This window comes from Acinetobacter lanii (genome assembly GCF_011578285.1).
GTDB classification, from domain to species: domain Bacteria; phylum Pseudomonadota; class Gammaproteobacteria; order Pseudomonadales; family Moraxellaceae; genus Acinetobacter; species Acinetobacter lanii.
Genome location: NZ_CP049916.1, coordinates 1,435,605 through 1,449,235, shown reverse-complemented (window position 1 = coordinate 1,449,235; position 13,631 = coordinate 1,435,605). Strand labels below are relative to the sequence as shown.

The 13,631-nt window shown below is 40.5% G+C and carries 13 protein-coding genes; 5 read left to right on the top strand and 8 right to left on the bottom strand.

The window, feature by feature from the left end; translation table 11 throughout:
• The first annotated feature begins 26 nt into the window (after nucleotides 1–26).
• On the top strand, nucleotides 27–1,409 hold the full coding sequence (locus tag G8D99_RS06690) for an ethanolamine ammonia-lyase subunit EutB (protein ID WP_166323779.1): 1,383 nt from the start codon (nucleotides 27–29) through the stop codon (nucleotides 1,407–1,409).
• A 9-nt stretch (nucleotides 1,410–1,418) separates the two neighbouring features.
• Nucleotides 1,419–2,234 (top strand): ethanolamine ammonia-lyase subunit EutC, encoded by an 816-nt coding sequence (gene eutC / locus G8D99_RS06685; RefSeq protein WP_166323778.1) that lies wholly within the window; start codon nucleotides 1,419–1,421, stop codon nucleotides 2,232–2,234.
• A gap of 111 nt (nucleotides 2,235–2,345) precedes the next feature.
• On the opposite strand, the gene G8D99_RS06680 is transcribed toward eutC, so the two are convergent.
• The 3 genes from G8D99_RS06680 to G8D99_RS06670 all read right to left on the bottom strand — a co-directional run bounded on the left by G8D99_RS06680 (nucleotide 2,346) and on the right by G8D99_RS06670 (nucleotide 5,036).
• A complete protein-coding gene (locus G8D99_RS06680; RefSeq protein ID WP_166323777.1) occupies nucleotides 2,346–3,404 on the bottom strand; it encodes an NAD(P)-dependent alcohol dehydrogenase in 1,059 nt (352 codons plus the stop codon).
• Between the two features lie 178 nt (nucleotides 3,405–3,582).
• Nucleotides 3,583–4,179, bottom strand: a complete 597-nt coding sequence (locus G8D99_RS06675; protein WP_166323776.1) for a 2-hydroxychromene-2-carboxylate isomerase — start codon at nucleotides 4,177–4,179, stop codon at nucleotides 3,583–3,585.
• 71 nt (nucleotides 4,180–4,250) lie between these two features.
• A complete protein-coding gene (locus tag G8D99_RS06670; RefSeq protein WP_166323775.1) occupies nucleotides 4,251–5,036 on the bottom strand; it encodes an SDR family oxidoreductase in 786 nt (261 codons plus the stop codon).
• Between the two features lie 246 nt (nucleotides 5,037–5,282).
• Here G8D99_RS06670 and G8D99_RS06665 point away from each other — a divergent pair, with 246 nt between their 5' ends.
• Together G8D99_RS06665 and G8D99_RS06660 are read left to right on the top strand one after the other, a co-directional pair.
• Nucleotides 5,283–5,996, top strand: a complete 714-nt coding sequence (locus tag G8D99_RS06665; RefSeq protein ID WP_166323773.1) for a glutamine amidotransferase — start codon at nucleotides 5,283–5,285, stop codon at nucleotides 5,994–5,996.
• A gap of 78 nt (nucleotides 5,997–6,074) precedes the next feature.
• Nucleotides 6,075–6,695 (top strand): LysE family transporter, encoded by a 621-nt coding sequence (locus tag G8D99_RS06660; protein ID WP_166323771.1) that lies wholly within the window; start codon nucleotides 6,075–6,077, stop codon nucleotides 6,693–6,695.
• A gap of 143 nt (nucleotides 6,696–6,838) precedes the next feature.
• Here the strand turns inward: G8D99_RS06660 and G8D99_RS06655 are convergent, their stop codons facing one another.
• The 5 genes from G8D99_RS06655 to G8D99_RS06635 all read right to left on the bottom strand — a co-directional run bounded on the left by G8D99_RS06655 (nucleotide 6,839) and on the right by G8D99_RS06635 (nucleotide 11,831).
• Nucleotides 6,839–7,429, bottom strand: coding sequence for a YceI family protein (locus G8D99_RS06655; protein ID WP_166323769.1), 591 nt, complete (start codon nucleotides 7,427–7,429; stop codon nucleotides 6,839–6,841).
• Nucleotides 7,430–7,571: 142 nt separating this feature from the next.
• The gene (locus G8D99_RS06650; protein ID WP_166323767.1) at nucleotides 7,572–8,018 is read right to left on the bottom strand and encodes a GNAT family N-acetyltransferase; all 447 of its coding nucleotides are present in this window, start codon (nucleotides 8,016–8,018) and stop codon (nucleotides 7,572–7,574) included.
• A 294-nt stretch (nucleotides 8,019–8,312) separates the two neighbouring features.
• Complete coding sequence (locus tag G8D99_RS06645) at nucleotides 8,313–8,528, bottom strand: hypothetical protein (protein ID WP_166323765.1); 216 nt, start codon at nucleotides 8,526–8,528, stop codon at nucleotides 8,313–8,315.
• 161 nt (nucleotides 8,529–8,689) lie between these two features.
• Nucleotides 8,690–10,678: a transketolase gene (gene tkt, locus G8D99_RS06640; RefSeq protein WP_166323763.1), complete on the bottom strand. Its 1,989-nt coding sequence runs from the start codon at nucleotides 10,676–10,678 to the stop codon at nucleotides 8,690–8,692.
• A gap of 184 nt (nucleotides 10,679–10,862) precedes the next feature.
• Nucleotides 10,863–11,831 carry a GGDEF domain-containing protein gene (locus G8D99_RS06635; protein WP_166323761.1) on the bottom strand — a complete coding sequence of 323 codons (969 nt, stop codon included), beginning with the start codon at nucleotides 11,829–11,831 and terminating at the stop codon, nucleotides 10,863–10,865.
• 600 nt (nucleotides 11,832–12,431) lie between these two features.
• On the opposite strand from G8D99_RS06635, the gene metK reads away from it, so the two are divergent.
• On the top strand, nucleotides 12,432–13,598 hold the full coding sequence (gene metK, locus G8D99_RS06630; RefSeq protein ID WP_166323759.1) for a methionine adenosyltransferase: 1,167 nt from the start codon (nucleotides 12,432–12,434) through the stop codon (nucleotides 13,596–13,598).
• Nucleotides 13,599–13,631 lie beyond the last annotated feature (33 nt).

Genomic DNA, 13,631 nt, shown 5'->3' with positions numbered 1-13,631 from the left:
AAAAATAAAATTAAAAGGATTTAAATATGTCGTACAAAACATCAATTGCCCATCAGAATTATGTCTTTGCTGATTTAAAAACCCTGATGGCAAAAGCAACCCCGCTACGCTCAGGCGATGAGCTCGCGGGTGTTGCCGCAGAAAATGCAACAGAACGCGTTGCCGCACAAATGGCTTTAGCCGATATTCCCTTAAAGAATTTCTTAAATGAAGTTTTGGTCGATTACGACCGAGATGAAGTCACACGCTTAATTATCGATGATCATCGTGCGGATTTATTTGCGCCAATTTCTCACTTTACGGTGGGTGATTTTCGCAATTGGTTATTGAGTAGCGATGCAACCACTGAAAAATTGCAAAGCTTGAGCATGGGCTTAACGCCTGAAATGGTGGCGGCGGTCAGTAAAATTATGCGTAATCAGGACTTGATTCTGGTCGCAAGTAAATGCGAAGTGATCACAAAATTTCGTAATACTATTGGGCTTAAAGGTCATCTCTCTACACGTTTACAACCGAATCACCCGACCGATGATTTGCTTGGAATCTCTGCCAGTATTTTAGATGGTTTGATGTATGGCAATGGTGATGCTGTGATTGGGATCAACCCTGCCACAGACAACTTACAAAATTTGACTGAATTACTAAAACTCATGGATCATATTATTCAAGAGTATCAAATTCCAACGCAGTCTTGTGTGCTGACCCATATCAGTTCAGGCATTCAATTGGCAGAGCGTAATGTCCCGATAGATCTGATGTTCCAATCCATCGCAGGCACGCAATTGGCCAATGAAGGTTTTGGTATTTCACTCGATTTACTGCAAGAAGGTTATGAAGCCACTCTAGCTTTAAAACGTGGTACGGTCGGGCAAAACTTGATGTATTTTGAAACAGGACAAGGCAGTGCCTTATCGAGTCATGCCCATCACGGCGTGGATCAACAAACCCTTGAAGCACGCGCTTATGCGGTCGCCCGTAAATACAATCCCTTGCTTGTGAATACCGTGGTTGGCTTTATCGGCCCTGAATATCTCTATGACGGTAAACAGATTATTCGTGCAGGCTTAGAAGATCATTTCTGTGGCAAATTGCTTGGCCTACCGATGGGCTGTGATATCTGCTATACCAACCATGCCGATGCGGATCAAAATGATATGGACGTACTCCTGACCCTCTTTGGTGCAGCAGGACTGAACTTTATTATGGGGATTCCGGGTTCGGATGATGTCATGCTGAATTATCAAACCACCTCTTTCCATGATGCCTTGTATTTACGTCAATTGATGGGACTCAAAGCCGCTCCTGAGTTCGATACATGGCTCAGCGAGCAAGGCATATTTAAGCAAAGCAATAATCGCATCCACTGGGCAGAACACATGCCTGCTCAATTTTCAAAATTGTTGGCGTAGGAGCATGTGATGAATTTAATCCCCAATGATCCTTATGCTCAAGACACTCACATTGATGCATGGGAAAAACTGAAACAATTTACCGATGCTCGTATTGCCATCGGTCGTGCAGGTTGTAGCATTCCGACAAAAGCCATGCTTGAGTTTCAATTGGCTCATGCACAAGCACGTGATGCGGTCTATCAGGAACTTGATACTGAAACTTTACAACACAAGCTACAAAGTATTGGATTAGACAGTTTGCTAGTACAGAGTCAAGCGCAAGACAAACAAGAGTATTTAAAACGCCCTGACTTTGGTCGTTTACTCAATGAAGAATCACAACAAACCTTGCATAATTTTAATTATGGCAAAGCCAATCAGTATGATGTTTGCATTGTGATTGGAGATGGTCTATCTGCGCTTGCAATTGAAGAAAATGCGCTTGCATTTATACACTCTTTAAAAAGCCAAATTGAATATGAACAATGGTCTTTAGCACCTGTTGTGATTGCCACAGGGAGTCGTGTCGCTTTGGGCGATGAAGTGGCAGAACGTCTCAATACTAAAATGTTGGTGATGCTAATTGGTGAACGCCCCGGACTCAGCTCTCCCGACAGTATGGGGATTTACTACACCTGGCAGGCAAAATCAGGTTGTTTAGACTCCAAACGAAATTGTATTTCCAATGTCCGACCTGCCGGTCTAAGCATTCCGATTGCCACACAGCGTTTAATGAATTTGATGCGACAATCAAACAAATTAGGCTATTCAGGTGTTAATCTGAAAGACGAACATGAAATTGAACAAGTGGAAAGTTCAACTCATCTAAAACGATTATTTTGAATAATGAATAGGTTTTAAAGTTCATTTGCTCTGAATAAAAAATCCCTACCTAAATGGGGATTTTAATCATGAATCTAGTCATCCATGGTGCGAATTATTACATAAACTCGTTTAAGCTGACGCTTGTAATGATTTTAAATCAATCACAAAACGGTATTTCACATCGCTTTTTTGCATACGCTCGAAAGCTTCATTGATCTCTTGCATCTTGATGACTTCAACATCAGAGACAATATTATGCTCACCGCAGAAATCTAAAAGCTCTTGGGTTTCTTGAATCCCGCCAATGAGTGAACCTGCAATTGATTTACGACCTAAGATCAATGGTACCGTGTTGGTTGCACTGATTTCACCCAAATAGCCCACCAATACAATTGTGCCATTTAATGCAAGCGTTGGAATATAGGGTTTTAGATCATGATCATACGGTACAGTATCAATAATTAGATCGAACTGGTTTTGTGCAGACTTCATTTGCTGCTCATCGGTGGATAGCACAATTCGATCTGCACCTAAATCTTTGGCATCTTGTTCCTTACTTGGCGAACGTGTAAAAAGTGTCACGTCTGCACCTAAAGCATGCGCCAATTTAATCGCCATATGCCCAAGTCCACCTAGACCCACCACAGCCACTTTAGATTTAGGACCGACTTTCCAGTGACGAAGTGGTGACCACGTGGTAATCCCTGCACATAATATTGGCGCAACGGCTTGGGTATCTAAATTTTCAGGGACTCTGAGCACAAAATCTTGGCTGGCAATAATGGTTTGTGAATAACCCCCATAAGTTATGCTTTGATCATGACGATCAACACTGCCATACGTTCCTGTATTGCCCTGCTCACAATATTGCTCAAGACCTTGGTGACAGGCTGAACAGCTACGGCATGAATCTACCATACAACCAATGCCGACCAACTCACCGACTTTAAATTTAGTGACGGCGCTACCAATACTTTTCACACGCCCAATCACTTCATGACCAGGGACGATCGGATAACGGCTAAAGCCCCAATCATTGCGCGCTTGATGTAGGTCTGAATGACACACACCACAATATTCAATATCAATAATCACATCATCCGGACGTGATTTACGCTGTTCAAACTTAAAAGGAACCAAAGGACTTTTAGCATCAAGTGCTGCATAGGCCAAAATCTGTTGTGTCATGCTGTATTCCTTTTTCATCAGTTATCAGAATTAAAAACTATCATGTTTTATTGCTTATACGCACTGAAGCGTTCAGGATTTTGCTTAAAAGAATGATCCATTAGATTCATTTGTGAACGATACGATTTAAATACTCTCTATGATTCAAATCATTGAGCCAAGCTGTATATCAAGTGCTTTATTCATTCTGTTGTAAAGCGTTTTCAACAAAATGTAAATGATCCACACCCCAATACAATTCATCTTTGACAAAGAAACTTGGCGCACCAAAAATCCCACGCTCAATTGCTTCTTCAGTCACGACTTTTAATTCACTTTTTACTTTTTCATCTTCCAACCATACTTTGACTTGTTGTTCACTCAGTCCCAATGCCGTAGTCACTTGGAGCAGCTCTGTTTGATCATTGAGATTCCGTGGTTGTCTAAACATGGCATTAAACAGTCCTATCAACACCGTTTGAAACTTCTCAGGTTCAAATAGTTGCACCGCGGTAACCAAACGCATGATGTATAGGGTATTGAGCGGAAAATGCGGATTCATTTTTAAAGGAATGTCCCACAACTTGGACCAACGGCGCAAATCAATCATGGCGTATTGTGCTTTGGCAGGCACCATAATCGGACTTGAATTGCCTGTAGATTTAAACACCGCACCTAACAGCATCGGCTTGTAGATGATTTCAGCCTGATATTGTGCGGCGATTTTTTGCAATTGATAAAACCCGATGTAGCTGTAAGGGCTGCCTAAGTCGAAGTAAAATTCGATCATCTTCATGTTTAATGTCCTTATTATTCAAATGCTTTATTTTTGAGCTTAAATATTTTCTATGATGTGGTTTTGGTCCATTACCATTTTTCCATCCAAGGTCTGAGATCCAATTCATGCGTCCATGCATCGCGGGGTTGATGGGCAATATGCCAATAATTTTCAGCAATATGAGCAGGATTTAAAATGCCATCTTGCTCTTTTTTCTCATACAGTGCAGGAAAAGTCGTTTGAATAAATTCGGTGTCAATCGCACCATCCACCACCACATGCGCGACATGAATATTTCGCGGACCCAGTTCTCTTGCCATACTTTGTGCCAAAGCCCGCAGTGCATGTTTCGCCCCTGCAAACGCACCAAAATACGCGGCACCTCTTAAACCTGCCGTGGCACCGGTAAAAATAATCGTGCCGCGCTCTCGTGTGACCATACGCTTTGCTACTTCTCGACCGGTTAAAAAGGCTGAGAAACACGCCATTTCCCATATTTTAAAATACTTACGTGCGGTTTCTTCTAAAATACTACAGGGTACATTGGCACCAATATTAAACACCATCACTTCAATAGGTCCAATCTCTGACTCAATTTTTTCGATCAACTCAATGACTTGATCTTCTTTTCGTGCATCGGAAGCAAAACCAAATGCCTCCGAGCCTTGCGCCTTGATCTCATCAATCAAGGGTTGTAGCTTTTCCGCATTGCGTCTGGTCATACATACGGCATAACCTCCACCGGCAAAGCGTTTGGCAATCTCACCGCCTGTGGCATCGCCGGCCCCAATCACTAAGGCAATTTTGGGACGATCTTCAATGTTTCGTTCTGAATCTTTTAGTTCTAGCGCTCTTCCTTGTTGAGTATCCGACATTATTCCCTCTCCATTGTTCATTCAATTACTTATTTGATGATTTATCTCGTTCTTTTAGCTTTATTGCTCTGATCGTGTCTATCTTTTGATCTTAGGAGCTTGTCATGATCGAGTCAAAATATATTCATGCCAATTCTGATCCTTGTTTTGGGCAGAATAATTCTATATTTCACAAATTAGTCATTCATTTTTGTTTCATTTCAGCTTACAGTTCATTGCATATTTTTAAACGTTTATAACGACACAATGACTGCATTCGAACACTTGCCTAAAACCATCTACGCCATACAGCATCTTGCTTTTGAAGACTTAGGATCACTCGAAGATGTGTTCTATCAACTCGGTTTTCGCGTGCGTTATTTTGAAGCAGGCATTGATGACCTGACTAAAGCTTATCAATATGAAGGTTTAACCATTATTTTAGGTGGGCCTATTGGTGTTTATGAAACAGAAGACTACCCTTTCTTACAACAAGAAATAGACTTACTTAAAGTACGTTTAGACAAGAATTTACCCACTTTGGGCATCTGTTTAGGTGCACAATTGATTGCGCATGCTTTAGGTGCACGTGTATATGCAGGTCATGCCAAGGAAATTGGCTGGAGTGCTTTGCAACTTCGCCTTGTGAAAGACAATCCTCTGCTCCCACTTGCCAATACACAGGTCTTACATTGGCACGGCGATACTTTTGATCTGCCTGAAAATGCAACACTACTGGCAAGTTCAAGTGTCTATAGCAATCAAGCCTTTCAGGTCGGCAAAAATATTCTTGCTCTCCAATTTCATATCGAAGTTGCAAGCGATACTTTAGAAAAATGGTTGATTGGTCATACTTGTGAACTGCGCAAAGCCAATATCGAGATTTCAAAGTTACGTGCAGACAATCAAAATTTTGGGCATCATCTTGAACCGATTGCAGCGATTGTGGTTAACAACTTTATACAACACATAAAGCTATAGTCGAATTTCTTTTACTGATGAAGCGTTGTATATAGATGACTAATCATAAAGACTTAAAAACAGCGGACTCTTAAAACAATGACTCCTTTACTCAGTATTGCATTGATTCATTTTTTTGCTTTAATTAGCCCCGGACCTGATTTCTTTTTTGTCACGCAAAGTGCAATCCGCCAATCACGTTCACATGCCTTATTTGGTGCATTGGGTGTGTCACTTAGTATTTTAGTGTGGTCGCTTTGTGCGCTCAGTGGATTGCATTATCTATTTCAAAAAATGGCGTGGCTACAACAGGGACTGATGGTCTGTGGTGCGCTGTATTTATTCTATCTGGGCTATCAACTGTTTAAGTCTGCATTCAGCTCATCTAATTCCTCCACTCCAACAGATACTGGTAGAACCATTAAAAGTTATAAACAGCTTTTACTCCAAGGATTTCTCACCAATATGGCCAATCCCAAGGCCTTGATTTATTTTAGTAGCGTCTTTGCATTAGGAATTGATGCCAATGCCTCATTGATGCAACAAAGTTCGTTATTGTTATTGGTTTTTGTTGAGAGTCTACTGTGGTTTACCTTAGTAGCCTGTCTTTTTTCGCATGCCAAAATCAATCACTATTATCAGAAAATGAGTAAACGTATTGATGGTATTACCGGTGGTATCTTCATCAGCTTTGGCTGTTTATTGTTATTAAGAGATTAATTTTAAAGTGTTGAATCTTTGAATCAGAACATTCAAGCACAAAAAAACTATTTGATACTTTGAGCTCAATTGATTTCATCACAGATCAAAAAAGCACCCTATTGGGGTGCTTTTTTGATCTGTTCATCCGCGTGGATAAAAACTTATTTCTTTTCCGCTGTCGGTACCGAAGCTTCAGTGGTGATATTTACCGTAATTTTATCACCGACATTCGGAACATAACCACCCACACCAAATGCTGAACGGTTAAATGATGTGGTTGCATTAAAGCCAACCGTTTCAGCCTTAGTCATTGGATGTACAGCTTTCTTATTCAAAGTTGCATCCAACACCACAGGCTTAGTGACATTCTTAACTGTCAAATCACCGGTGATTTTGTATTTGTTATTATTTAGGGCTTGAACCTTGGTACTTTTAAAGGTGATATTCGGATACTTTTCAGCATCAAAGAAATCAGCCGTTTTTAAATGCTCATCCAAGGCTTTCACATTGGTATTTAAACTTGCCAATGGAATCGTGACATTAACAGATGAAGCAGTCGGCTTGGCTGTATCCACATTGATTGTGCCTTGAATATCACTAAAGTTTGCCGATGGTGTTGAAAAACCAAAATGATTCCAAGTAAAAACAGTTGCTGTATGGGTTGGATCAATTTTATATTCAACTGGCTTTGCTACAGAAACTGTTGCTACAGCAGCAACGGCCAATCCTAAGCTTAATGTTTTAAAGTTCATGATTTGTTCTCTATTTAGTGATCTATCAATTATCGAGTGAGTTTATCGTTATTTATAACCAATCATCAGTCTGATTGTTAAAACGATCTGTTGCATCTGTAGAACGTTGCATTGAATCCAAAAGTATAGAGCCATTTGATGCTTAAATTCTATACTGGATAAACCCTGTTTTTCGAGCAACGCGATCATACAGTTTTTGCGCTGTTTCATTACTGTCTTGAGTCAACCAATATACGCGATCACAGTTTCGCTCAAGACTCACTTGATACACATATGCGATCAATTGTGCTGCAATTCCTTGGCCTCGATAGTTTGGATGCGTATATAAATCTTGCAAATAGGCATATGGCTGAGCGGTCCAACAACTGTCATGTTCAATCACATGTACAATTCCCACCACCTGTTCATGCAAAATTGCAGCAAAGCCATACATATGTTCTAGCTTGGTATCCGTTAATTTTTGCCATGTTCTAAGGCTAATTGTGGAATCAATCTTCACCTGATAAAACGCTTGATAAGCTTGCCATAGCGATAACCACTGTTGACTATCAATCTCTGACAAAGGCTGAATGGTGATATGTAGACTCATCTTATTCTCTCAATGTCTTTTTTATTTTAATGCATGTATATCATGTTCAAATCACATGCTCTACCCCAATGGATTTAAGGGTCTTTTGAGGCAATAGCTCAAGTTTTTCGTTCAAGCATTCATGCATTGATGATTTTCTTCTAAAAGCATTTAAACCACTAATATGCTCATTATTATTCTTTGCTGTCTCTAAAAGACTGATCTCTCGAACACTACTCATTTATTCAACGCGTTGATCCGATCGGTATAAAATTTCAGGCATTAAAAAAGCCCATAGGATGGGCTTCTTTTTAATTAAAGTTTTTCAATCAAGACACGATCAATTTGCTTCAGACCGGTATGCTTCTCACGGTTTTGGCGACGCACTTTAATGACTTTTTCTTCATCCAAATCTTTTAACAAGAGGACGACAGCCATCATGCTCTCAAGTGGTAGATCTTGTCCAATCCACTTTTGCTCACCAGGTTCCATTAATGTGATTTCGTCATTAATTTCATTGTACAGGCTCATATTTTCCTCACTTTTGCTAAATGAATGACATTTCAAAATGAATACTCAATGAATGGCATCACTATATACCTATTTAAAAAAACTGCCATCACAAAAATATGAAATGTGCAGTTCAATAAAAAAACGCTCCAACTGGAGCGTTTTTTAAATCTTACTTAGACTTAAGCTGTAAGTTCTTTTACAGCTGCAACCACTGCTTCAGTCGTAATACCGAAGTGTTGGAACAAGTCTTTTGCAGGCGCTGATTCACCGTATGTGGTCATACCGATCACACGACCGTCAAGACCCACAAACTTCCACCAGTAATCCACATGTGCTGCTTCAACCGCAACACGTGCACGAATATTCGATGGAAGAACCGCTTCACGGTAAGCCGCATCTTGCTTAACAAACTCTTCAGCACATGGCATAGACACAACACGCACACCTTCAAGCTGTGCATGTGCTTCCATTGCCAATGCAACTTCTGAACCTGTTGCAATGATGATCGCTTTCAATTCGCCTTTTTCTTCAGCCAATACATAACCACCTTTCGCAACATCAGCAATTTGAGCTTCAGTACGGGTTTGGAATGCTAAGTTTTGACGAGAAAAAATTAAAGCTGTTGGACCTTCTGAACGTAAAAGTGCAGATTTCCAAGAAATCGCCGCTTCTACGGTGTCACATGGACGCCAAGTATTGAGGTTTGGTGTACCACGTAAAGATGCAATTTGCTCTACAGGCTGATGCGTAGGACCATCTTCACCTAGACCAATCGAGTCATGGGTATACACATGAATCACACGTTGTTTCATCAGTGCAGACATACGTACTGCATTACGCGCATATTCCATAAACATGAGGAATGTTGCTACATAAGGAATGAAACCACCGTGAAGTGCAACACCATTGGCGATTGCAGTCATACCAAACTCACGTACGCCGTAGTGGACGTAGTTACCCGCAGCATTGTCTTGAACGCCTTGCGCACCTTTCCAAAGCGTAAGGTTAGAACCCGCTAAGTCAGCAGAACCCCCTAAAATTTCTGGAAGTTGTGGCGCAAATGCTTGAATTGCAGCTTGGCTGGCTTTACGTGTTGCTACAGTTTCAGCTTTAGCATTTACTTCAGCAATATACGCATCGGCATTGGCAACGAAATCAGCAGGTAAATCACCTGAAAGACGACGTTTTAATTCCGCTGCTTCCATTGGATATTTTGCAGCATAAGCAGCAAATGTTTCATTCCAAGCGGCTTCAGATGCAGAACCTTTTGCTTTTGCATCCCATGCTGCATAGACATCAGCAGGAATTTCAAATGCACCTTCAGTCCAACCTAAAGCTTCACGCGTCAAGGTAATTTCGTCATTACCCAACGGTGCACCGTGGCAATCTTCTTTACCTTGCTTGTTTGGTGAACCTAAACCAATAATCGTTTTACAAATGATGATGGTTGGTTTACTGCTTTCAGCTTTCGCTTCTAAAGTAGCAGCACGTAAAGCATCGCTATCGTGACCATCAACTTTCAGCACTTGCCAACCGTAAGCTTGGAAACGTTGCTCTGTATCGTCAGAGAACCAACCTTCTACTTCACCATCAATTGAAATACCGTTGTCGTCATAATAAGCAATCAACTTACCTAGACCTAAAGTTCCTGCCAATGAACATGCTTCGTGAGAAACACCTTCCATTAAGCAACCATCACCTAGGAAACAGTAAGTGAAATGATCAATAACTTTGATGTCGTCTTTGTTGAATTGCGCAGCCAAAGTTTTTTCAGCCAGTGCAAAACCAACCGCATTGGCAATACCCTGACCCAAAGGACCTGTGGTGGTTTCAATCCCTGGTGCATAACCCAATTCAGGGTGACCTGGGGTTTTTGAGTGTAATTGACGGAAAGATTTCAAATCTTCAATTGAAAGGTCATAACCCGTCAAATGTAACAATGCATATTGAAGCATTGATCCATGACCATTTGACAATACGAAACGGTCACGATTCGCCCATTGTGGGTTGGTCGGATTGTGATTTAAAAATTCACGCCATACCACATCAGCAATATCAGCCATCCCCATTGGTGCACCTGGATGTCCAGAATTTGCTTTTTGCACAGCATCCATTGCTAATACACGAATTGCGTTGGCAATGCGACGTTCGTTCAGCGGGGTTGTCATAGATCAGAGTCCGATATATAAAAAGATGAAAAGTTGAATAAAATTCAAAACTACGACTATTGTCTTAAAAAAACGAGACAGCGTAAAGACTAGAGCGTAACTTTTGGCCTTTTACAGGCAAAAAAGTTAAAAAATCTCAGCATGGCTAATTATACTACAGCTCAATCATGGTTTTAATGTGAATTTAAGCCAAACAGACCTGATTTCGTCCATTAATTTTGGCTTGATATAAGGCTTGATCGGCACTATCTAAGACATGCATCACATTGTCATGATGACTGGACAACGCCACACCAATACTACAGGTCACTTGAATTTTAGATTTAGCATCCACCACATGCCGATAATCTGCCAAGGCTTTACGACAGCGTTCAGCCACGCCTTGAATATCAGGCATGGTCGCATCTTGAATAATAATCAGAAACTCTTCGCCGCCATAACGACCGAGAATGTCTGTAGCTCGAATCGATTGTTGTATTAATTTTGCCGAATCAATCAACACATGATCACCAACGATATGACCATAGGTGTCATTCACGGATTTAAAGAAATCCAAATCAATGATTAAAATGGCATAAGGCAATTGCGATTGATTTTGATCAAGTGCCATTAGGTTTTCTGTCAGCACGCGTCGGTTATAGATGGAAGTTAGGCCATCACGTTGACTCAGTTGGGTAATATAGTTTTCACGGTTTCGCCATTGGGTCAAAATGGTACTAAGTAAAGATACACAGACAATTAAAGGCGGTACACTTGAATACAAGGTACTGGCTAACCAAAAGTTATTTTTAAAATTAGGATAACCGATGTTGGCTAAATTAAATAAGGGCGCATAATTCATTTCACCATTGACCATGCCACTACTTAAAAAAACCACAAAAATAGAGATGGTATAAATCAGTGTGGTCAACAAAAAACGTCGATCAAACAAAACAATCATCAAATACAAAAAATCCATCGCATTGATGACGGTCCCCGCAGCAAGCAACCCCGAAGAATACCAATCAAAAACTAAAGACGTTGTGATGAGTGCGATACAGACATGCGGCAGAATCTTCTTAGCAAAAGTGTTGTGCCGTAATAGATGAAAGGTCGGAATCATCAACACAGTCACGAAGGCTTCAAGGATTTCAATGTTGAGATGAAATCGCATCGGCTCCAAGTTGACGAATTGATGAAACTCAGGGCTTGAAAGCGTATATATTTTCCAACCAATCCAAAGCAGCTTAGTGAACAGAAAAAAAACTAAAACCAAAACACACTTATGGACTGAGCTCCAATTTAATATATTTGGATCTCCCACATAACGGTATGCGATACGCCCTAAAGTGCCATTCATGCAGTGATTGTACCTTGATACAGAAAATCTGTTAATTTTTACTTAAGAGTATAAATTAAATGTGAAGCAGAATTAAAAGAGTATTTTACTTGAAATACAAAAGCCTGCTGAAGTTTACGCTAGTCACCATAACTCTTACAAATAAAAACATTGAAAAGTATGATAATGCTTAGATAACTGTTTTAAGTATCATTATTCATCACAGTAGCGATAGTGCGGGATAGAATTACGATATTTAAAAAATATAAGTTAAAAGTCATCGAATTTGTGCTTATATCTATTTAACTGATGAACATATCAATTAAAAACGCATAAAATTGAATTATTTTCATGCTTTTTAGTCAGGTTAAGCTAGTCCAAATCACGATCTCGATGTAACATATTGCGTCTTTAAAATTAACTGTGATAGGACTTATGCGCGAGTACGCTGTATTTACCTCGGAATCTGTAAGCGAAGGCCATCCGGATAAAATGGCTGACCAAATCAGCGATGCTATTTTGGATGCAATCTTAAAAGAAGACCCTTATGCGCGGGTTGCTTGTGAAACGCTTGTAAAAACGGGTGCGGTAGTACTTGCCGGTGAAATCACAACAACTGCGAATGTTGACTTCGAAGCGATTGTTCGTCAAACCGTGAATGGTATTGGTTATCACCATTCTGACCTTGGTTTTGATGGTTCAACCTGTGCTGTGATCAACATGATTGGTAAACAGTCTCCTGAGATCGCTCAAGGTGTTGACCGCCAAAAACCTGAAGATCAAGGTGCTGGCGACCAAGGCTTAATGTTTGGTTATGCAAGCCGTGAAACAGATGTTTTAATGCCTGCCCCAATCACTTATGCACACCGCCTAATGGAAAAACAAGCTGAGCTTCGTCGTGACGGAACTTTGCCTTGGTTACGTCCAGATGCGAAAAGCCAAGTGACCTTTGCCTATGAAAATGGCAAACCTGTTCGCTTAGATGCTGTAGTGCTTTCAACTCAACACGATCCTGAAATTTCACAAGCCAACTTAAAAGAAGCTGTGATTGAAGAAATCGTGAAAAAAATCATTCCTGCTGAAATGTTCCATGCAGATACTAAATTCCACATCAACCCAACGGGGATGTTTGTGATTGGTGGTCCTGTAGGTGACTGTGGTTTAACGGGTCGTAAAATCATTGTCGATACCTACGGTGGTATGGCGCGTCATGGTGGTGGTGCATTCTCTGGTAAAGATCCATCGAAGGTTGACCGTTCAGCTGCCTACGCAGGTCGCTATGTTGCGAAAAACATTGTGGCTGCAGGTCTAGCAGATAAATGTGAAATCCAAGTATCTTATGCCATTGGTGTTGCTGAACCGACATCGATTTCGATCAATACATTTAATACCGCTAAAGTATCTGAAGAATTGATTATTGCACTGGTACGTGAACACTTCGACTTACGTCCATATGGCATTACCCGTATGCTTGACTTGATTCAACCGATGTACAAGCAAACTGCAGCCTATGGTCACTTTGGTCGTGATGGTTCAGATACTGCATTTACATGGGAAAAAACAGACAAAGTTGCTGCATTAAAAGCATCAGCAGGTCTATAAGTTTTTATTCCAAATTGAATTGCATTCAATAAA

Bases quoted from the DNA above. Each gene is read 5' to 3' on its own strand.
- G8D99_RS06690 (WP_166323779.1), top strand. From the start codon at position 27: ATGTCGTACAAAACATCAATTGCCCATCAGAATTATGTCTTTGCTGAT.
- eutC (WP_166323778.1), top strand. From the start codon at position 1,419: ATGAATTTAATCCCCAATGATCCTTATGCTCAAGACACTCACATTGAT.
- G8D99_RS06680 (WP_166323777.1), bottom strand. From the start codon at position 3,404: ATGACACAACAGATTTTGGCCTATGCAGCACTTGATGCTAAAAGTCCT.
- G8D99_RS06675 (WP_166323776.1), bottom strand. From the start codon at position 4,179: ATGAAGATGATCGAATTTTACTTCGACTTAGGCAGCCCTTACAGCTAC.
- G8D99_RS06670 (WP_166323775.1), bottom strand. From the start codon at position 5,036: ATGTCGGATACTCAACAAGGAAGAGCGCTAGAACTAAAAGATTCAGAA.
- G8D99_RS06665 (WP_166323773.1), top strand. From the start codon at position 5,283: ATGACTGCATTCGAACACTTGCCTAAAACCATCTACGCCATACAGCAT.
- G8D99_RS06660 (WP_166323771.1), top strand. From the start codon at position 6,075: ATGACTCCTTTACTCAGTATTGCATTGATTCATTTTTTTGCTTTAATT.
- G8D99_RS06655 (WP_166323769.1), bottom strand. From the start codon at position 7,429: ATGAACTTTAAAACATTAAGCTTAGGATTGGCCGTTGCTGCTGTAGCA.
- G8D99_RS06650 (WP_166323767.1), bottom strand. From the start codon at position 8,018: ATGAGTCTACATATCACCATTCAGCCTTTGTCAGAGATTGATAGTCAA.
- G8D99_RS06645 (WP_166323765.1), bottom strand. From the start codon at position 8,528: ATGAGCCTGTACAATGAAATTAATGACGAAATCACATTAATGGAACCT.
- tkt (WP_166323763.1), bottom strand. From the start codon at position 10,678: ATGACAACCCCGCTGAACGAACGTCGCATTGCCAACGCAATTCGTGTA.
- G8D99_RS06635 (WP_166323761.1), bottom strand. From the start codon at position 11,831: ATGCGATTTCATCTCAACATTGAAATCCTTGAAGCCTTCGTGACTGTG.
- metK (WP_166323759.1), top strand. From the start codon at position 12,432: ATGCGCGAGTACGCTGTATTTACCTCGGAATCTGTAAGCGAAGGCCAT.